This is a genomic window from Pseudomonas aestuarii, from assembly GCF_027988105.1.
GTDB lineage: Bacteria > Pseudomonadota > Gammaproteobacteria > Pseudomonadales > Pseudomonadaceae > Aquipseudomonas > Aquipseudomonas aestuarii.
The window spans coordinates 158,534-179,089 of record NZ_JAQJZJ010000008.1; the positions used below are offsets into that span (position 1 = coordinate 158,534).

Genomic DNA, 20,556 nt, shown 5'->3' on the forward strand with positions numbered 1-20,556 from the left:
GGTCTATATGGGCTGCCCGCAGGCAGTCCGCCGTGATTCAGTGGCGCCGCCGAAAACTGCCGGGTTGTCGCTCCGCGCCGAAGCCGCTCGAGCCGCTCGAGCGCCGAATCGAACCCCGCCCGAACCGCCTTACGCCCCGAACCGACTACCGATGGTTGCAGCAATTGCAGCAGGTGAAGGGTTTTCACCACTTCTCAAACCAGGAAAATGATCGCCAGCGGTAACAGCACCGCTGTGAGCATGCCCATCAGACTCATCGCCAGCGCGGCGAACGCGCCACACTCTTCGCTTTCCTGCATGGCCCGCGCAGTGCCAACCGCATGCGCGGTCATGCCCAGGGCCATGCCGACAGCCGCGTGATGTCGCACACCGCACAGGCGCAACAGCGACGGGCCGAGCATCGCCCCGATCACCCCGGTCATCATCACGAAAACCGCTGCCAGTGCGGCAATACCACCGATCTGGCTGGCCACCAGCATGGCGATCGGCGAGGTCACCGACTTCGGCGCCATGCTCATCAACATGATCGAGTCGGCGCCAAACCACCAGGCCAGGGACACGCCGAGCACCGTGGCCACAACCCCGCCGACCAGCAAGGTCAACACGGTCGGCAAGAACAACTGGCGAATCCGCCGCAAATTGAGGAACAAGGGCACTGCCAAGGCCACGGTTGCTGGACCGAGGAACAGGGTCAGGGCCTCAGCGCTGACCTTGTACTCGGCATAATTCAGGCCGCACAGCAACAGCACGCCGATAACGATCACCATCGACACCAACACCGGCTGCAGGAACATCCAGCGGGTCCTTTCGTAGGCGGCGATGGACAACTGGTAAGCACCCAGAGTAATCCCGGCGCCAAACAACGGATGATGGGTGAGCGCCTGCCAGGCACCGTACCAGTCGAGGCTCATAGGTCACCCCGCCGACGCTGCTGGCGCTCGATGAGCTTTTGCATCATCCAGCCGGCGAATACCACCGACAGCACCAGTGACAACACCAGCGCCCCGATCACCGCCCAGAAGTCCGCGGCAATCGCATCGGCATAGGCCATTACGCCAACCGCAGGCGGCACCAGCAACAGCGGCAGGTACTTGAGCAGGTTGCTGGAGGCCAGGCTCAGGGGTTCGCTGACCTCGCCATGCACCAGGAGGAACAGCAACAGCAACAGCATGCCGATAATAGGCCCTGGCAACATCGGCAGTAACAAGACGTTGAGTCCGGTGCCGAGCAACTGGCACAGCACCAGCCAGGACAAGCCGCGTAACAGCATGAGGTGAATCTCCAATTGAAGTGACGAGCAGCGTCGCGGCGGCACAAGCGACCAGCAGTGACCGCACAAGCATAGCGCCATGGCCTCAGGCCAGGGCGTACCGCGGCCATTATAGGCAGGCAAAGCGCCCGCCGAAAAAGACCGCGTGAGAAGGCCGCGAGCAAAGGTCAGGCGAGGCAACCACCGCTGCCAGCCGTAGTGCAACGAAGTGACTGCCGGCCACTGGCCGGCCAAGCGAGCGCAGTGAGTCAAACGAACCGGACGCGCACGCAAGTGCGGAAGCGGCATGACGCGCTTGAGCGCATAGACAGCACGCTGCTTGTCCAAGCTGTTGTTCAACGCCGCATCACCGAGGGCAGCCGTGCTCACCCGGTCTGTATAAGCCACTATTCAGCAAGCCATTGCAGACTTGACCCGGCATGCGCCCCATGATGATCTAGGGCCCAAGCGGTTCGACTCGAAAAACAACACCACCGTCTCCTCAAGGAGGAACTATGCCGTCAGTACCCGTAGCAGAGCTCAGCAATTACGTAGGCAAGGAACTGGGACGCTCCGACTGGCTGATCATCGATCAGCAACGCATCAATCAGTTCGCCGAATGCACCGGCGACCACCAGTTCATTCACGTCGACCCGGAAAAAGCCAAGCACACCCCCTTCGGCGGCACCATCGCCCACGGTTTCCTGTCGTTGTCGCTGATCCCCATGCTGATGGAAGACATCATGCTCATGCCCGAGGGCCTGAAAATGGCGATCAACTATGGCCTGGACAGCGTGCGCTTCATCCAGCCGGTCAAGGTCGACTCCAGGGTACGCCTGGTGGTGACCCTGACCGACGCCACCGAGAAGAATCCCGGCCAGTGGCTGCTCAAGGCCCGCGCGGTACTGGAAATCGAAGGCCAGGACAAACCGGCCTATGTGGCCGAACCCCTGACCCTCTGCTTCGTCTGATCTGCGCCGGCATAACCGGCGTTCGTTCGACCGAGCGAACGCCGGTTATGCACTGGCACTGTGCGGCGCGGCAGCGCAGAGCCAATGGTTTACGGCATACTCCGGCAACACCTGGATCTGGATGTTTGCCATGCACCGCCTCGCCAACCTGGCTCCCCTGAGCCTCGCCCTGCTGCTTGCCGCCTGCGGCGACGGCGAACCCCTGCTACCCGCGGATGCGACACTGCCCGACGGCGCGCGCTATCGCGGCGAGGTGATCGACGGCTTGCTGCAAGGTCCCGGCCGCCTGGATTACCGCAATGGCGGCTGGTTCGTCGGCACCTTCAAGGATGGCCAGTGGCAAGGCCCCGGCGAATGGCAAGGCGCGAATGGCGAGCACTACGTCGGCGAGTTCGAGCAAGGCGCCTTTCACGGCCAGGGCACTCTCCACTATCCTGACGGCGGCAGCTACCAGGGCGGTTTCGCCGCCGGCCGGTTTGCCGGCGAAGGCACGCTCCAGCAGGACGGCCTGGTGTATCGCGGCACATTCAAAAACGACCTGTTCGATGGCCTGGGCACCCTCGAACGCGCAGATGGCAGCAGCTTTCACGGCCAGTTCCGCAAAGGCGTGGCGCACGGCCAGGGCGTGCGCCACGACGAGTACGGCAACCAGTTCAGCGGCCAGTTCGACCAGGGCCAGCTGCAAGGCCCCGGCAGTTTCAAAAACACTGACGGCGATCTCTATAGCGGCGACTTCCGTGACAACCAGTTCCATGGCAAAGGTCGCTACCAGAGTGTCGAGGACGAAGTCTGGAGCGGGCAGTTTGTCGAGGGCGCTCTCAACGGCGCGGGCGAGTTCCAGGGCGCGGACGGCGAGCGCTACCGCGGCGAATTCCGCGACTGGCGTTACCACGGCCAAGGCCGCCTGCAGCTGGCTGATGGCAGCCTTTATGAGGGTCACTTCGAGAATGGCGAGTACTCGGGTAACGGCACCCTGACCCTCGCCTCAGGTGACCAGCAGAGCGGCACCTGGCTGCACGGCCAGCGCCTGCGTGACGAACAGGGTCGCATGCTGCCCGACCCATTGGAGCTCGGCCTGCTGATCCAGGGCCGGCTGCTCGATGAGGCCATCGCCGAGCTGCCCGCCTCCACCCCCGCCATCGAACTGTACGCCCTGACCCTGGCCGGTGACGGCGAGCAGAGCGTGTTCCTGCGCGAAGCCGATTACGTCGCCAAGCTGCTTGGCGAGCGTTTCGCCGCCTATGGCCGTATCACCTTGACCAACCACCGCGATCACTTCGCCGACCGCCCACTGGCTACCCGTGAAAGCCTGACCCGGGCGGTGCAGGCCCTGGCCGAACGCAGCGGGCCGGAAGACCTGATCTTCATCTACCTGACCAGTCACGGTTCGCGCCGGCATGAGCTGAGCCTCGATCAACCGCGCCTGCAGCTCAGCGACCTGCCGGCCAGCGAACTGGCCGCGCTGCTGCAGCCGCTGCACGCGCGACACAAGGTGGTGGTGATCTCGGCCTGCTACTCCGGCGGCTTCATCCCCCCGCTGCAAGACGACCAGACCCTGGTGATGACCGCCGCCCGCGCCGACCGGGTGTCCTTCGGCTGTTCCGAGGACAACGACTTCACCTATTTTGGCCGAGCGCTGTTCGCCGAAGCCCTCAACGAGACCGATGACCTGCAGCGCGCCTTCGAGCTGGCCAAGGCAAAAGTTGCCGAGCGCGAACAAGCCGAAGGCTTCGAGGCCTCCGAGCCGCAAATCTGGCCAGCCAAGGCGGTCCTGCGACACTGGCGCGCCCTGCGCGAGCAACAGGCGCGCCAGGCGTTGCGCGCAGCACCCGGCGACGACAGCGCCGCTCGCCCTGCCCCGCCTATCGAACAAAGTAACCAGCGCAGCACGCAGTAGTTTTTCAACGGCCTGTTAAGCTGATTGATATCAGCGGAGACCCCACGATTATGTATTTGACGCCCCAGCACATCCTCCTCGCGGGTGCCACCGGCCTGACCGGTGAACACCTGCTTGATCGCCTGCTCAACGAACCTACGGTCGCGCGCGTGCTGGCGCCGAGCCGCCGGCCATTGGCCGAACACCCGCACCTGGAAAACCCGGTGGGTGAACTGCTCGACCTCTTGCCCCAGCTCAACGGCCCCATCGACACGGCCTTCTGCTGCCTGGGCACCACGATCAAACAAGCCGGTTCGCAGGAGGCCTTTCGCGCCGTCGACCATCACTTGGTCGTGACCTTCGCCCAGCGTGCCCGCGAGCTCGGTGCCCGTCACCTGCTGGTGGTCAGCGCCCTCGGTGCCGAGGCCAAGTCAACGGTATTCTATAACCGGGTCAAGGGCGAGATGGAGCAAGCGCTGCAAGCCCAGGACTGGCCGCAGCTGACCCTGGTACGGCCATCCCTGCTGCTCGGCCCGCGCAACGAATTCCGCCTCGGCGAACGCCTGGCCGCGCCGCTGGCGCGCTGGCTACCCGGCAAATACCACGGCATCGAAGCCACCGTGCTGGCCCGCGCCCTCTGGCGCCTGGCCCTGGAGGAAGGCCGCGGCCTGCGCGTCATCGAGTCCGACCGGCTGCGCCGCCTCGGCCGCTGATCCCCTTACCCCCTAGCGAGTCAGCCCATGAGCACAACCCACAGCAGCCTGATCGAAGCCCTCGAAGCCGCCGACATGCTTGAAATCGACGACCTCTACGCCTGGCACTTCAACCTGGACAAGGAGCTGCTGGCCCAGGTCAGCGCCGGCTCGGCCAGTGCCGACAGCAAGAACCAGCCCCTGCTGAGCATCGACTGCGTCGACGGCAGCGCTCGCCGCCATTGGCAGTTCTCCCTTGCCGCAGTAAGCGCGGCGCGCTTCGATGCCGAGACGGACAGCTGGCACCTGACCGATGGCGACGCAGAGCACCGGATCAAATGCTACGCGGCGATCAGCGGCGACAATCTCGACAGCGACGACGCCGAAGCCAGCAACGACTGATCCCCGCGGAGCGTGCCATGCGACTCGATGATCGCTACATCCTGCCGCAGCTGATCGTCTTCGCCTGCGGCCTGGGTGAAGTGATGAAGGTCCGCGCGCAAATCGTCCCGCTGGCCGAGTGACGGGTGCTGGAGATCGGCATCGGTAGCGGACGGAACTTGGCGTTCTACGATGCTGAAAAAGTCAGCGCGATCGTCGGCGTCGACCCTGCTGCCGACATGCAGCACCTGGCCCTTACTTGCATCGCGCGGATCGCCATCCCGGTCGAGATGATCGCCCTCGAACCGGGCCAGATTCAGGCCGCCGAGGCCAGCTTTGACAGCATCGTCTGTATCTTTACCCTGCGCACCATCCCGGACGCCGTGGCCGCGCGGCAAGAGCCGCGGCGGGTACTGAAACCCGGCGGCCGCCTGGTGTTCGGCGAACTCGGCCTGGCCCCGGATACCCCCGTGGAGCGCCGGAAGAATCGCCTGTCGCCCTACAGGAAACCCCTGGCCGAGGCCTGTCACCTCAATCGCGACATTCCTGCGCTGTTCAAGGCTGGCGCCTTCACCATCGCCCAGATGCAGCCGGGCTAGCTGAAAGGGCCCCAGCCCATGACTTTCGTCGATCGTGGCTGGGCGCAGTGACTCCGCCACACCAGGGCATTAGTACTTTCTCTGCGAGGCAATCACCCCGTATGCTGTCCATGGTTGCAGGAACATTTCATTGGATCGAAAGCGGTCAGCGCATGAAGCCACCCTCAACACGCCCATCCCGCTACACCTGCCTGGCTGGCTTGCTGGCATTGTGCATGGTCTGCGCCTCACCGATCTGGGCGCAGCAGCGCCAGGTGCGCGTCGGCGTCTACGCCAATGAGCCGAAGATCCTGATGGGCCAGGACGGGCAAATCTCCGGGATCCTCGGCGAGTTGCTGAATGAAATCGCCCGTGAGGAAAGCTGGCAACTGATCCCGACCCCCTGCGACTGGCAGACCTGCCTGGATCTGGCACAGAACGGCACCATCGACCTGCTGCCGGATGTGGCCTTCAGCGAAGCGCGCGCGCGGCTATTGGACTTTCACCAGCAGCCCTCACTCTATAGCTGGTCGCAGCTGTATAGCCGCGAGGAGGCCAACCTTCAGTCGATCCTCGATCTCAAGGATCGACGTATCGCCGTGCTGGACCGCTCCATTCAACAGAATTACCTGCAAATGCTGCTCGACAGCTTTGGCCTGCAGGCCCGGCTGATTCCTGTGCAAAGCCTGGCCGAGGGCTTCGAACTGGTGACCAAGCAGCAGGCCGAAGCGGTAGTGGCCAACCAGCAATTCGGCGACTTCCATGCGCCGCACTACCAGCTACGCAGCACACCGATCATGTTCCAGCCCGTGCAGCTGTTCTATGCCACCCGCAAGGGCTCCAACAGCGAGCTGCTGAGCAGCATCGACCGCCATTTGCGTGAGTGGAGAGACTCGCCCTCATCCTATTACTACCAGACCCTGCAGCGCTGGGGCGGCGAACGCCCCCGCCTGTTGGTACCTACCGCCGCCTGGTGGGGCCTGGCCATCCTGGCCGGCCTGCTGCTGACCGCGCTCGGCGGCGCCCTGCTGCTGCGCCGCCAGGTCGCCGAGAAGACCCGCCACCTGAAGGCCAGCGAGCAGCGCCTGAACACCATTCTCGACAGCGTCGAAGCCCATATCTACATCAAGGATCATGAGCTGCGTTACCAGTACGCCAACCGCAAGGTCTGCGAACTGTTCGGCGTGCCACTGGCGCAGGTGGTGGGGCAGACCGACCAAGACTTCTTCGACGCCGCCACTGTGGCCAGCCTGCATGAGAACGATCGCCGCGTGCTGCTGCTCGGCGAGCGGGTGGAGACCGAGGAAATCAATCGCAGCCCGGACGGCGCCCTCGAACAGACCTATCTCTCGGTCAAGCTGCCGTTGCGCCACCCGGACGGCAGTATCTATGCCCTGTGCGGCATCTCCACCGATATCAGCGAGCACAAGCGGAACCTCGAGCAGATCCATCGCCTGGCCTTCTACGACCTGCTCACCGGCCTGCCCAATCGCCGCCTGCTGCTCGACCGCCTGCAGCATGCCCTGGCGCAGCGTGGCCGCAGCCAACTGGACGGCGCCCTGCTGTTCATCGACCTGGACAACTTCAAAGACATCAACGACACCCTCGGCCACGACATGGGCGACCAACTGCTGCAACAGGTCGCCTTGCGCCTGAGCAGCCATGTCCGCGAGGAGGACACCCTGGCCCGCCTCGGCGGTGACGAGTTCGTCCTCATGCTCGAAGGGCTGCAGCTGCAGCTCCCCGAGTCGATCACCCAGATCGAAACGGTGGCGAGCAAGCTGATCCAGGTCCTGGGCGAACCCTATGTGCTGCAGGGGCGCAGCCACACCAGCACCGCCAGCATCGGCATCGCGCTGTTTTCCGAGGCCCAGGGCACGATGGATGAACTGCTCAAGCGCGCCGATCTGGCCATGTACGAGGCCAAGGCCGCCGGACGCAACACCCTGAGGTTCTTCAACCCCGAGATGCAGGCCGAAGTCAGCGCCCGCACCACCCTGGAAAACGACCTGCGCCAGAGCCTGAGCGCACGCCAGTTCGTCCTCCACTATCAGCCGCAGGTCAACGCCCAGGGCCAACTGCTCGGCGCCGAAGCCCTGGTGCGCTGGCAGCATCCCAGTCGCGGCCTGGTAGCCCCCGGCGAGTTCATCCCGCTGGCGGAAAGCACCGGCCTGATCCTGCCCCTGGGCCGCTGGATCCTGCACAGCGCCTGCCAGCAACTGGTGACCTGGGCCGCAGATTCCGGGCGCGAGCAATTGACCATGGCGGTGAACGTCAGCGCGCGGCAATTCCACCACCCTGATTTCGTCAACGACGTGCTCGCCGTGCTCGATGAAACCGGGGCCAACCCGCAACGCCTGGAGCTGGAACTGACCGAGAGCCACCTGGTGCAGGATGTGGAAGCCATGATCGTCAAGATGGATCAGCTCAAGGCGCGCGGCGTGCGTTTCGCGCTGGACGACTTTGGCACCGGCTATTCATCGCTCAGCTACCTCAAGCGACTGCCGCTGGACCAGCTGAAGATCGACCGATCCTTCGTCCGCGACCTGCTCAGCGACTCCGACGACGAGGCCATCGTACGCACCATAGTTGCCCTGGGCGCCGGCATGGATCTGCAGGTGATCGCCGAAGGCGTGGAAACCCTGGCGCAACGCGATGCCTTGCTGCGCCTGGGCTGCCAGCGCTTTCAGGGCTATCTGTTCGGCAAACCGGAACCGGCACAGAGGCTCGAGCAGTGGCCCAGGCCGGCCGACGCCAGCAGCGCCTGAGACTGATAGCGCTCAAGCCTCGGACACCGCCTCGTTCTGCCTGAATCGCAACAGATCGGAGGCGGCGAAATCCGCCACGGCCATGGGCCGGCCATAAAAGTAGCCCTGGTAATGCAGGCAGCCATTGTTCAGCAGGCTGTCGCGCTGCGTTTGGGTTTCCACGCCTTCGGCAAGCACCTCCAGCTTGAGGCTGTGCGCCAGGGCGATAATCGCGCGGACGATGGCCAGGCTGCTGGGATTGTCCGGCAACTCACGCGTGAACGACTGATCGATCTTCAGCTGATCCAGCGGCAACTGCTGCAGATAGGCCATGGACGAATAACCCGTGCCGAAGTCATCGATGGAGAAACGGATGCCCATGTCTCTCAGCGTCTGCATGCGCACGATGGCTTCGTCCATGTCTGTCAGCAGCAATGACTCGGTCAGTTCCAGCTTGAGCAGCTGGGGGTTGGCCCCGCTGTGCCGCAGGGTCTGTTGCACGGCGTCGACAAAGTCCGTCCGATAGAGCAGACGCGCACTGAGGTTTACCGACAGACTCAAGCCGGCGCTATAGGGCTGTTGTGCCCACTGCGCGAGCAACGCGCAGGCGGCGCCGAGCACCTGCATATCCAGGGTTTCGATCAACCCACAGCGCTCGGCGATGGTGATGAAGGCGCCAGGCGCCAGCAATCCGCGCCGCGGATGCTGCCAACGCACCAGTGCCTCGGCACCACTCAGGCAGCCCAGCTGATCCACCTGCGGCTGCAGATAGACAATAAATTCGCCGGTCTGCAGCCCCCGGCGCAGGTCCTCCTCCAGCTGCAGGCGAGCGCTGACCGCTTCCTGCATCTGCGCATCGTAAAAACTCAGGGCGTTCTTGCCCGCGGCCTTGGCCGTGTACATCGACAAGTCGGCGCGCTGCATCAGTTCATCCACAGAATGCTGATCGTCGTTGAACAGCACCACACCCAGGCTGGCGCTGCTGAACAGGCGATGGCCGCCAGCCAGATAGGGCTGGCGCAGGGCGTCGAGCACCTGGGCGCCGAGGTGCTCGACCTGGGAGGCGGCTTCCTCGGTACGGGCCTCCAGCCCTTCGAGCATGATGACGAACTCGTCGCCTCCCAAGCGGGCCACGGTATCGCGCTCACGCAGGCTATGGCGCAAGCGCTCGGCCACCTGACACAGCAGCTCATCACCGACCTGATGGCCATACAGGTCATTTACATTCTTGAAGTTGTCGAGGTCGAGGAACACCAGCGCGGCATGCTGGTTGTTGCGCCGACTCAATGCCTGCGCCTGCTGCAGACGGTCACGCAGCAGGCGGCGATTGGGCAGGCCGGTCAGGGCATCGTAGAACGCCAGGTGCTTGATCTTCTGCTCGGCGGATTTGCGCTCGCTGATATCGGTCAACGACGCCACATAGTTGCTGACCCGCCCACGCTCATCGCGCACCGCGCTGATGGCCAACCACTCGGGAAAGACCTCACCATTCTTGCGCCGGTTCCAGACCTCCCCCTCCCACATACCCGTCTCGGCCAAGGTCTGCCACAGGGCCTGATAGAACTCAGGGCCATGCCGCCCGGAGCTGAGCATCTGGGTACTCTGGCCAATGGCTTCGGCGGCGCTGTAGCCGCTGATCTGGCTGAAGGCGCGGTTGACCTTGAGGATCCGCGTGCTGGCATCGGTGATCAGCATGCCCTGCTGGGACTCGAAGGCAATCGCCGCAACCCGCCGATCCAGCTCGAAATTGACCCTGTCGGTAATATCACGGGCGATGAACACCACCGCCCGCTTGCCCTGCAGCAGGGTATCCAGGCGCCTGGCGCGCCCCTCGAACACCCGCTGACCAGACGGCGTGCGCATACCGTATTCCAGAGTTTGCGGGCTGTCGCAGGCCAGTGTGTGTGCAAGAAAGGCCATGAAACGCTCCGCCTGGCCAACCGGCAGCACATCGGCCAGGTGTTTACCGACCAGGCCCACACCGCCGCCATAGAGCAGCTGCGGATCGGGGGCCATCACCTCCAGGTAGCGGCCCTCCTCGTCCAGCACCAGGGTCAGGTCCGGACTGGCCTCATTGATCGCCCGCAGGCGCGCCTCGCTTTCGCGCAGGGCCTGACGATCACGGGCTTGCTGGAAGATGTCCTGCAACAGCAGCCCCAGCAGCAGGGTGGCCGGCGTCAGCACCAGAAATACCGGTACCGCCACCTGCTGCAATGCCTGGCTGAAAGTCTTCTCCGGCAACAGGCTCAGGCTCAGCACCAGCAGCAGATGCACCAGCGCGCCGAAGAGCAACAACTGCCAGACCCCAATGCGCAGCCAATTGCGCTGGCAGGCCGCTCGATAGGCCAGACCCAGCAGCACCGGCATGACGATATTGAACAGCCCCGGAATGACCCCCACCCCGCCCAGCCAGAGCCGATAGCCGCCAGCCATCAGCCCGGCGATGGCCGCCACCAAGGGGCCACCGAACAGGCCGGCCATGCTCAGCACCACGCTGCGCGCATCGAAGATCAGCCCCTCACGGAGGGTAAGCGGAGCCAACATGCCAATCACGCAGATAGCCCCGAACAGGCCACCGGCAAGCAGCTGACGCAGCAGTTGCCGCTGGACATGCCGCATATTCAGGGCATGCAGCCAGCACAGCGCGATCAGCACGGCCGCGCTCTCGATAAAATTCAGGATCATTGAACAACTCGACAGGTTTACCCACATTGGCAGGCAACAGAGGCCAAGTGCCAGCAACCGCGCATGATAGCAATTTACCAGCAACCCGCTAAGGCCGTAGGTCGGTCAGAACGGACGGAGCGCCGGCTAGCGCGATGAGTCGCGCAGCTGCAGGGCATCCACCAGGCCCGCGGCGATGGCCATGCCAACCAGATCGGCGAGGGTCTCGGCCTGCATGCGCTTCATCACCCGCGAGCGGTACAGGTCGACGGTCTTGACGCTGATTGCCAGCTGTTCTGCCACTTCCCGATTGGTGCAGCCGCACACCAGCGGCAGCAGCACATCGCGCTCGCGCGGGGTGAGGCCGGCCAGGCGTGCCTGCACCGCCTGCAAGCGCTCATCCACCACCGGGGTCGCCGACGGCCGACTCAGGGCCTGCTGCACGCTGTCGAGCAGCAACTGTTCGTTGTAGGGTTTCTCGATAAAGTCCACCGCGCCGGCGCGAAAGGCGCGCACCACAATGGGCACATCGGCATGGCCACTGACGAAGATGATCGGCATGTCGATGCCGCGCTCGCGCAGGGCTTCCTGCACATTCAGCCCACCCATGCCGGGCATGCGCACGTCCAGCAGCACGCAACCGCGGGTCTCGGCCGCACAGGCCTCGAGAAAGTCCCGGCCGCTGGTAAAGGGCAAGGCCTTGAGCCCCACCGACTCCAGCAGCCAGACAGTGGAGTCGAGCATGCCCTGGTCATCATCGACCACATACACCTGCTGTTGCACTTGCCCGCTCATCTCCGCTCCTCTTGCTGTTATGCATTGACACCGAATCGATGGGGGCTTCAGCCGCGACATGCAGAACCTTCTGTCGCGGTTAACGCTCCTCCCACACAAAGCCTCTCAAGCCTCAGCCCGCCCCAGCGGCAGGCGACATTCCAGGCAGAGTCCGGCCGCCTTGCCTGGATGCGCCTCCAGGGCCCCACCAAAGCCTTCGATAATGCTACGACTCATCGACAGGCCCAGGCCCAGGCCTTCCGCCTTGCTGGTGTAGAACGGGGTGAAGATGTGCTCCAGCTGCGCCGCTGCCACCCCCGGGCCCTGGTCACTGACCCAGACGCACAACTGGCCGCCACGCTCGCCGGCGCTCAGTTCGATGCGCGAGGGCTGGCCCGGATGGGCTTCGCGGTTGGCGTCGATGGCGTTGCGCAACAGGTTGAGCAACACCTGTTCAAGCAGTACCCGGTCGGCGTAGACCGGCGGCAGATTATCCGCCAGTTGCTCGTCGATATTCACCTGCCAGTTGCTCGCCTCCCACTGACACAGGCGCATCGCCTCGCGGGCCACCTCGGCGATATCCAGGGCCTGGGTGCGGCGCTGGCCCTTGCGCAGGAAGGCGCGCAGCCGCTTGATCACCTCGGCGGCGTGGTTGGCGTGTTCGGTGATGCGTTCCAGGCCCTGGGCCACCCTGTCCGCCGCCTGCGGATTGGTACCGAGGGCCTTGAGGTAGCGCTGGCTGGCACTGGCGTAATTGACCACCGCGGCCAGCGGCTGGTTGATCTCATGGGCGATACCCGACGCCAGCTCGCCAAGGGTAACCAGCCGCGCGGTGTGCGCCAGTTCGTCCTGATGGTGACGCTGCTGGGCCTCGCGCAGCTCGCGCTCGGTCATGTCGCGGGCCACCAGCGAATAGTAGTGCTCGCCACCACTGCCACGATGGGCCAGCAGCACCAGCGACACCGGCAGCGGCGCGCGCGCGCCCAGCGGTAGCAGGCGTGCCTCGGCGCTCCACACCCCGCGGCTATCGGCGGTGGCCCAGCCGCGCGTCTGCAGGCGCTGCATATCGTCTTCTCCGAGCAGGACATCCAGCGCGGGCAGCGGCTGCTCCGGGGCAATATTCAGGGCCTGCCGGGCCGACGGATTGAGGTAGGTCAGGCAGCCGCCCGGGTCGATAAACAGCACCAGGTCGGTATTGGCCTCGACCACTTCGGCCAGACGCCGCTTGTTCTCCTCGGCCTGCACCCGCGCGGTGATGTCGCGCGACACGCTGACCACTTCCACCACGGCACCGGTGTAGGTCTCGCGGATCGCCCGGCTGGCGGTCTCGAACCACAGGTAGTGACCGTCGCGGTGGGCAATGCGGAAGGTCATGGTGTGGTAGCCGTCCTGCTCCAGCGCTTCGCGAGTGCTCTGCACCAGCTGCGCCTGATCCTGGCGGTGGAACAGCGCCTGCACCCGGGTACCGCGCAGCTCTTCCGGCCAGTAGCCGAGCAGAGTCCAACTGGCCGGCGAGGCATCGAGGAAACGCCCGTCCGGGGTGTGCCGGGATATCAGGTCGGTGGTGTTTTCGGTGATCAGCCGGTAGAGCCGACTGGCTTTGGCCGCCTCGCGTTCGGCACGAACCTGGACGGTGGCCAGCCGACAACGGGCCAATACCCGCTGCTCCAGCGCGTCGGGCATGAACAGCCAGATCAGAATCTGCCCGTCGACCTGCGCCTCCACCTCCTCGATGGCCCGGCCCTGCTGCAAGCAGGCGCGTACCAGTTGCGGCGCGTTGACCGGCAGAAACTCGGCCACCGCCGGCAATGGCCTTTCGCCGAGCAGCTTGAGCATGGCCGCATTCAATTGCAGCGGCTGCGCCAGGGCATCCAGCAGCAGGCTCGGCTGCGGGTCGGCACCGAGCAAGGCGTTGCCGCGCGCCTGCAGCGGCAGGCTGGCCAACAGGGCCAGCAGCAGTTCGTGGATCAAGCCGAGCCAATCGAGGCTGACGCCCTCCTGCAGTTCGATCAGCAACAGTCCGGGCTGGTCCTGATCCAGCTGCAAGGCCAGCACCTGACCGTGGCTGATGGCGGCGCGGCGCACGCGTCCGGCCAGCCAGCAGGGCAGCACGCGCAACTCGGCCAGACTCAGGCGCGGCTGCTCCGCCAGCGCGGCGAACAGAGACTGATCGCTGGCCTGCAAGGGATCGCCAAAGCCCGGCGGCAGGTGCGGAGCACTGCCTTCATGGCTGTAGATGCCCGTGCCTGGCTGCCAGCCCAGAAAGAACGCCTGACGCACTTCGGGACAGGCCTGCAGGGTGCGACGCAAGGCATCGGCGCGCAGCGCCAGGGGTAACGCCTCGCGCTGCAGACACAGCCAGCTGTGCAACTGCACCTGAATCTCACTCATCGATTGTGCTTCCTCGCAGCGGGCTGTCCGCAAGCGTGTATTGACCAGCCACGAGCATCGGGGCAACGCGCGCGGAATGCAAAGCGACCAAGGCATATGCCCCATCAAGACAACCTAGTACATATACTATAGAACTATGGTTTAACTTCCATATTTTACTAGGTGAATATATAAATAGCCGCCAGTTGAAACCTGAAGCGTCCACTCGCCCAGCGAGCCGGGCCACAAGAGCAAACAATCTGCCATGGGTACCCGCATGTCGATCTACGAACAGGGCCTTGCGCCTGCCGCCGTTAACCACATCGCCCTCTCCCCGCTGAGCTTTCTCGAGCGCACCGCGGCCGTCTACCCGCACTACCCCGCGGTGATCCATGGTTCGATTCGCCGCGACTGGGCCGAGACCTATGCCCGTTGCCGGCGCCTGGCATCGGCCCTGGCCGGCCGCGGCATCGGCAAGGGCGACACGGTGGCGCTGATGCTGCCCAATACCCCGGCGATGCTCGAAGCGCACTTCGGCGTGCCGATGATCGGCGCAGTACTCAACCCGCTCAACGTGCGCCTGGACGCCGAAGCCATCGCCTTCATGCTGCAGCACGGCGAAGCCAAGGTGTTGATCACCGACCGCGAGTTCCATGAAGTGGTGCACGCCGCCGTCGGCATGCTCGATCATCCGCCGCTGGTGATCGATGTCGATGATCCGGAATACGGCGAAGGCCAGGCGGTCAGCGACCTCGACTACGAAGCCCTGCTGGCCGAAGGCGACCCGCAATTCGCCTGGCAATGGCCGGATGACGAATGGCAGGCGATCAGCCTCAACTACACCTCCGGCACCACCGGCAACCCCAAGGGCGTGGTCTACCACCATCGCGGCGCCTACTTGAACTCGCTGGGCAACCAGATGACCTGGGCCATGGGTCACCATCCGGTGTACCTGTGGACCCTGCCGATGTTCCACTGCAACGGCTGGTGCTACCCCTGGACCATCACCGCCCTGGCCGGCGTGCATGTGTTCCTGCGCCGGGTCGACCCGCAGAAAATCCTCCACCTGATCCGCGCGCACAAGGTCAGCCACCTGTGCGGCGCCCCCATCGTGCTCAACGCCCTGGTCAACATGCCCGAGTCGGCCAAGGCGGCCATCGAGCACCCGGTCAATGCCATGGTGGCCGGCGCAGCGCCGCCGGCCAAGGTGATTGGTGCGGTCGAGGAGATGGGCATCAAGGTCACCCACGTCTACGGCCTGACCGAGGTGTACGGCCCGGTGACCGTGTGCGCCTGGCATGCCGAATGGGATGAACTGCCGCTGGAGCAGCGGGCGCAGATCAAATCGCGCCAGGGCGTGCGCTACCCGACCCTGGAAGGCCTGATGGTCGGCGATCCGAAAACCCTGGAACCGACGCCACGCGATGGCGAGACCATCGGCGAGATCTTCATGCGCGGCAACACGGTGATGAAGGGCTACCTGAAGAACCCCAGCGCCACGGCCGAGGCCTTCGAGGGCGGCTGGTTCCACACCGGCGACCTGGCCGTGTGTCACCCCGATGGCTACGTGGAAATCAAGGATCGTCTCAAGGACATCATTATCTCCGGTGGCGAGAACATTTCCACCATCGAGGTGGAAGCCGTGCTCTACCGCCACCACGCGGTACTGGAAGCGGCCGTGGTCGCCCGCCCGGATGAAAAGTGGGGCGAAACTCCCTGCGCCTTCATCACCCTCAAGGTCGACCAGCAGGCCACCCGCGAGACCGAAATAATCGCGTTCTGCCGTGAACACCTGGCCGGCTTCAAGGTGCCCAAGACCGTGATATTCACCCAGCTGCCGAAGACCAGCACCGGCAAGATCCAGAAATTCGTCCTGCGCGACATGGCCAAGGCGCTCTGATCGATAAACCCGCTCGCCCTTGCCGGGCGAGCGCGCAGTTACCCCCGATCCACAACAACAAAATGCGCCATGCGTCCTGAATGCGCGCGGCCGACGGAGGCAATCCATGCAACTTTACCAACGCAAAGATGGCGAACAGCAACCCTGCTGGGCGTTCGGGCCTTTCCGAGTGCGCCTGCCCTTTATCCACTACCGCTGGGAAACCGCGGAAATGCTCCAGGCGCTGATCATGTTCGTGGTCAGCCTGGCGATGATTCCGCTGCTGGAAAAATACCTCGGCCTGCCCTACGACGTGGCCCTGGCCTACGTGGTGGTGTGCGGCATCGGCTTTATGCTGCCGGCGCTGCTCGGGGTGCCCTTCGTACCCGGCTGGATCACCCCGGGCATCCCGGTGGTGCTGCTGTTCCTGGGTAACTTCAAGCCCGGCCCGGAAGCGATTCAGGCGCTGTTTGCCCTGCAGTTCCTGGTCTTCGTGATCTTCCTGGTGCTCGGCGTTACCCGCCTGGGCAGCACCCTGGTCAAGATCATTCCCAACTCGATGAAAGGCGGGATCATCATCGGCGCCGGGATCGCCGCGCTGATGGGCGAGATTTCCAGCGGCGGACGCCTGGCCAACACCCCGATTTCCCTGGTGCTGGGCAGCCTGATCTGCCTGTACCTGATGTTCTCGGTGTCGTTCAAGGGTCTCACCGAGCGCGTGCCCTTCGCCCGCAAGATCGTCAACTACGGCATGGTCCCGGGCATGCTGATCGCCATCTTCATCGGCATCGCCGTCGGTGAATACAAGATGCCCGACGTGCGCTTCGGCATCACCGCGCCGGCCTTCGCCGAGATGTGGAACTACCTGCCGTTCAACGTCGGCTTCCCCGGCCTGGACGTGTTCCTGCTGGCCGTGCCGACAGCGGTGATCGCCTACATCATCGCCTTCGGCGACATCATCGTCGGCCAGTCGCTGATGCAGCGCGCCGACGAACTGCGCACCGATGAAGTGATCGAGAACAACATCGACCGCGTGCACCTGGTGACCGCCCTGCGTAACGCCCTGCATGCCTTCTTCGCCCCTTACCCAGGTTTGGCCGGACCGCTGTGGACCGCCGTGGCAGCCACCATGGCCGAGCGCTACAAGTACGGCCGCAAGGCCATGGACTCGATCTACAGCGGCGCCGGCACCTTCTGGATCACCGGTTTCATCGCCCTGTTCGCCCTGCCACTGGTGAGCTTCTTCCAGCCCGTGCTGCCGATCGCCCTGTCGCTGACCCTGATCCTCACCGGCTACATCTGCCTGATGGTCGGCTTCGAGCAACTCAACAACAACACCGAGCGCGGCGTCGCCGGCACCATGGGCGTGGTCCTGGCCGTCTACGGCGCAGGCTGGGGGCTGGCCGCCGGTGCCGCGCTGTACATCCTGGTCGAGCGCACCCACCTGCTCAGGTTCGCCTCGAGCAAGGACAAGACCAGCGGCGCCCCCGAGGTCGACTAACGCGCTATAACCCTACTTATCTTGCCCACGCCGCAGGTTCGCCTGCGGCACTCTGTTTTGAGGTGCCCCATGCCCGAGTACAACGCCCCCCTGCGCGACCTGCGTTTCGTCCTCCATGAAGTCTTCGACGCGCCGGCCCTGTGGGCACGCCTGCCTGCACTGGCCGAGACCGTGGATGGCGACACCGCCGACGCCATTCTCGAAGAAGCGGCCAAGGTCACCGGCAGCCTGATCGCCCCGCTCAACCGCAGCGGCGACGAGGAAGGCGCGCAGTGGGTCGCCGGCGAGGTGCGCACCCCCGCCGGCTTCAAGCAGGCCTACGCCACCTACATCGAAGGCGGCTGGGTCGGCCTGTCCGGCAACCCGGCCTACGGCGGCATGGGCATGCCCAAGATGCTCGCGGTGCAGTTCGAGGAAATGCTCTACGCCGCCGGCTCCAGCTTCGCCCTCTATTCGGCGCTGAGTTCCGGCGCCTGCCTGGCGATCGACGCACATGCCAGCGAAGAGCTGAAAAGCACCTATCTGCCGGAAATGTATGCAGGCCGCTGGGCCGGCTCCATGTGCCTGACCGAGGCCCATGCCGGCACCGACCTGGGGATCATCCGCACCAAGGCCGAACCCCAGGCCGACGGCAGCTACCGCATCAGCGGCAGCAAGATCTTCATCACCGGCGGCGAGCAGGACCTCACCGAGAACATCATCCACCTGGTGCTGGCCAAGCTGCCGGGCGCGCCGGCCGGGCCCAAGGGCATCTCGCTGTTTCTGGTGCCCAAGGTGCTGGTCAACGGCGACGGCATCCTGGGTGCGCGCAACGCGGTTAGCTGCGGCTCGATCGAACACAAGATGGGCATCAAGGCATCCAGCACCTGCGTGATCAACTTCGACGGCGCCAGCGGTTACCTGATCGGCGAAGCCAACAAGGGCCTGGCGGCGATGTTCACCATGATGAACTACGAGCGCCTGTCGATCGGCATCCAGGGCATCGGCTGCGCCGAAGCGTCCTACCAGGCCGCCGCCGCTTACGCCCGCGATCGCCTGCAGAGCCGCGCCGCCACCGGCAAGGTCGCGCCGGACAAGGCCGCCGACCCGATCATCGTGCACGCCGACGTACGCCGCATGCTGCTGAGCATGAAGGCCATGACCGAGGGCGGTCGGGCGTTTGCCTGCTATGTCGGCCAGCAACTGGACCTTTCCAAGTTCTCCACCGATGCCGAGGAGCGCCAGCAAGCCGAAGCCCTGGTCGCCCTGCTCACCCCGCTGGCCAAGGCCTTCTTCACCGACATCGGCCTGGAAAGCTGCGTGCACGGCCAGCAGGTGTTCGGCGGCCACGGCTACATCCGCGAGTGGGGCCAGGAGCAATTGGTCCGCGACGTGCGCATCGCGCAGATCTACGAAGGCACCAACGGTATCCAGGCCCTCGACCTGCTCGGGCGCAAGGTCGTGGCCAACGGCGGCGCCGGGCTGCGCCAGTTCGCCGCCGAAGTGCGCCACTTCGCCCACCAGCACGAAACGCCTTATGGCAGCGAACTGGTAACCGCCCTGGAGCGCCTGGAAGGCGTCAGCGGCTGGCTGCTGGAGCAGGCCAAGACGGATGCCAACGCGGTCGGCGCCGCCTCGGTGGAGTACCTGCACCTGTTCGGCTACGTCGCCTATGCCTATATGTGGGCGCGCATGGCGGCCGTGGCCGAGGCCAACCGCGCCGATGACGAAGCCTTCTACGGCGGCAAGCTGGCCACCGCGGCCTTCTACTTCGCCCGCCTGCTGCCACGCAGCCTGAGCCTGGAAGCGAGCATCCGCGCCGGCAGTGCGCCGCTGTATGGACTGGACGCCGAACAGTTCTGACCGGCTGCTAAAATAGTTGAGCGTTTGCGCGGTGTGCTGGCAACGAGGCATCGCGCTTTTTTATTCGAGACGAGGGTGCGCGGGGCCGCCTAGGCCGTGCGCACCGCTAGCAACCAGCCAGACGAGAAGACCATGCGCACCCTGACCACCCTCACCGGCAACAGCCAGAAACTCGACGGCGGCGCCATGTTCGGCAACGCCCCCAAGGCCCTCTGGCAACGCTGGATGGCCGCGGATGAGCAGAACCGTATCGACCTCGGCTGCCGTGCCCTGCTGGTGCAGGAAGAGGGCCGCAATATCCTGGTGGAAACCGGTATCGGCGCCTTCTTCAGCCCGGAACTGAAAGACCGCTTCGGCGTTCAGGAAGACCGCCACGTGCTGCAGGGCAGCCTGGCCGAACTGGGCCTGGGCGATGCCGACATCGATATCGTGCTGCTCACCCACCTGCACTTCGATCACGCCGGCGGCCTGCTCGCCGCCTGGGAACAGGATCAACCGCCACGCCTGCTGTTTCCCAATGCCCGCTACGTCACCGGCAAGCGCCAGTGGCAACGCGCCTGCCAGCCCCACGCCCGCGACCGCGCTTCCTATATCCCGGAGCTGCTGACCCTGCTGGAAAGCAGCGACCGCCTGACGCTGCTGGAAGAAACCGACCAGTGCCAACTGCTCGGCCCGGGCTGGCGCCTGCACTGGAGCGACGGCCACACCCCGGGACTGCTGCTGCCCGAGGTGGCCATGCCCGGTGGTCCGGTACTCTTCCCCAGCGACCTGATCCCCGGCGCCCCCTGGGTGCACCTGCCGATCACCATGGGCTACGACCGCTTCCCCGAAGGCCTGATCGAGGAGAAGCAAGCGCTGCTCGCCGACTTGCTGGCCCGTGGCGGCCGCCTGGTCTTCACCCATGACCCGCAGATCGCCATGGGTAAGGTGGTGCGTGACGCCAAGGGCCGTTATGGCCTGAGCCAAACCCGCAGCACGGTGCGCGCCCTGGATCAGTAGCAAACCTCAGGCTGCCGGCACACTCCCGGGCGG

14 protein-coding genes and 1 pseudogene are annotated in these 20,556 nt (G+C 64.9%); 10 read left to right on the top strand and 5 right to left on the bottom strand.

Features of this window, described 5'->3' with window-relative positions; genetic code table 11:
• Positions 1 to 194: 194 nt before the first annotated feature.
• Positions 195 to 911 (bottom strand): LrgB family protein, encoded by a 717-nt coding sequence (locus PH586_RS17170; RefSeq protein ID WP_271348984.1) that lies wholly within the window; start codon positions 909 to 911, stop codon positions 195 to 197.
• The gene (locus tag PH586_RS17175; RefSeq protein WP_271348985.1) at positions 908 to 1,270 is read right to left on the bottom strand and encodes a CidA/LrgA family protein; all 363 of its coding nucleotides are present in this window, start codon (positions 1,268 to 1,270) and stop codon (positions 908 to 910) included. The genes PH586_RS17170 and PH586_RS17175 overlap by 4 nt, the downstream gene beginning before the upstream one ends.
• A gap of 494 nt (positions 1,271 to 1,764) precedes the next feature.
• On the opposite strand from PH586_RS17175, the gene PH586_RS17180 reads away from it, so the two are divergent.
• From PH586_RS17180 to PH586_RS17205, 6 genes and pseudogenes are all read left to right on the top strand, one after another.
• Positions 1,765 to 2,220 carry a MaoC family dehydratase gene (locus PH586_RS17180; protein WP_238042598.1) on the top strand — a complete coding sequence of 152 codons (456 nt, stop codon included), beginning with the start codon at positions 1,765 to 1,767 and terminating at the stop codon, positions 2,218 to 2,220.
• A gap of 130 nt (positions 2,221 to 2,350) precedes the next feature.
• Entirely contained in the window at positions 2,351 to 4,117 is a 1,767-nt protein-coding gene (locus PH586_RS17185; RefSeq protein ID WP_271348986.1) for a C13 family peptidase, read from the top strand.
• A gap of 50 nt (positions 4,118 to 4,167) precedes the next feature.
• Positions 4,168 to 4,809, top strand: a complete 642-nt coding sequence (locus PH586_RS17190) for an oxidoreductase (RefSeq protein WP_271348987.1) — start codon at positions 4,168 to 4,170, stop codon at positions 4,807 to 4,809.
• Positions 4,810 to 4,836: 27 nt separating this feature from the next.
• Positions 4,837 to 5,190, top strand: coding sequence for a DUF5629 family protein (locus PH586_RS17195; protein WP_271348989.1), 354 nt, complete (start codon positions 4,837 to 4,839; stop codon positions 5,188 to 5,190).
• A 17-nt stretch (positions 5,191 to 5,207) separates the two neighbouring features.
• A pseudogene (locus PH586_RS17200) lies at positions 5,208 to 5,768 on the top strand (class I SAM-dependent methyltransferase).
• 152 nt (positions 5,769 to 5,920) lie between these two features.
• Positions 5,921 to 8,515 carry an EAL domain-containing protein gene (locus PH586_RS17205; protein WP_271348990.1) on the top strand — a complete coding sequence of 865 codons (2,595 nt, stop codon included), beginning with the start codon at positions 5,921 to 5,923 and terminating at the stop codon, positions 8,513 to 8,515.
• A gap of 12 nt (positions 8,516 to 8,527) precedes the next feature.
• Here PH586_RS17205 and PH586_RS17210 read toward each other — a convergent pair whose 3' ends face one another.
• The 3 genes from PH586_RS17210 to PH586_RS17220 all read right to left on the bottom strand — a co-directional run bounded on the left by PH586_RS17210 (position 8,528) and on the right by PH586_RS17220 (position 14,323).
• Complete coding sequence (locus PH586_RS17210) at positions 8,528 to 11,179, bottom strand: EAL domain-containing protein (RefSeq protein ID WP_271348991.1); 2,652 nt, start codon at positions 11,177 to 11,179, stop codon at positions 8,528 to 8,530.
• 126 nt (positions 11,180 to 11,305) lie between these two features.
• Positions 11,306 to 11,953 (bottom strand): response regulator transcription factor, encoded by a 648-nt coding sequence (locus PH586_RS17215; RefSeq protein WP_271348992.1) that lies wholly within the window; start codon positions 11,951 to 11,953, stop codon positions 11,306 to 11,308.
• A 105-nt stretch (positions 11,954 to 12,058) separates the two neighbouring features.
• Positions 12,059 to 14,323, bottom strand: a complete 2,265-nt coding sequence (locus PH586_RS17220; protein WP_271348993.1) for a PAS domain-containing sensor histidine kinase — start codon at positions 14,321 to 14,323, stop codon at positions 12,059 to 12,061.
• Positions 14,324 to 14,579: 256 nt separating this feature from the next.
• On the opposite strand from PH586_RS17220, the gene PH586_RS17225 reads away from it, so the two are divergent.
• The 4 genes from PH586_RS17225 (at position 14,580) to PH586_RS17240 (ending at position 20,523) form a co-directional block, all read left to right on the top strand.
• Positions 14,580 to 16,202: an acyl-CoA synthetase gene (locus PH586_RS17225; RefSeq protein ID WP_271348994.1), complete on the top strand. Its 1,623-nt coding sequence runs from the start codon at positions 14,580 to 14,582 to the stop codon at positions 16,200 to 16,202.
• 106 nt (positions 16,203 to 16,308) lie between these two features.
• On the top strand, positions 16,309 to 17,682 hold the full coding sequence (locus PH586_RS17230) for a solute carrier family 23 protein (protein WP_271348995.1): 1,374 nt from the start codon (positions 16,309 to 16,311) through the stop codon (positions 17,680 to 17,682).
• A 69-nt stretch (positions 17,683 to 17,751) separates the two neighbouring features.
• The gene (locus tag PH586_RS17235) at positions 17,752 to 19,524 is read left to right on the top strand and encodes an acyl-CoA dehydrogenase C-terminal domain-containing protein (protein WP_271348996.1); all 1,773 of its coding nucleotides are present in this window, start codon (positions 17,752 to 17,754) and stop codon (positions 19,522 to 19,524) included.
• A 132-nt stretch (positions 19,525 to 19,656) separates the two neighbouring features.
• A complete protein-coding gene (locus PH586_RS17240) occupies positions 19,657 to 20,523 on the top strand; it encodes an MBL fold metallo-hydrolase (RefSeq protein ID WP_271348997.1) in 867 nt (288 codons plus the stop codon).
• Positions 20,524 to 20,556 lie beyond the last annotated feature (33 nt).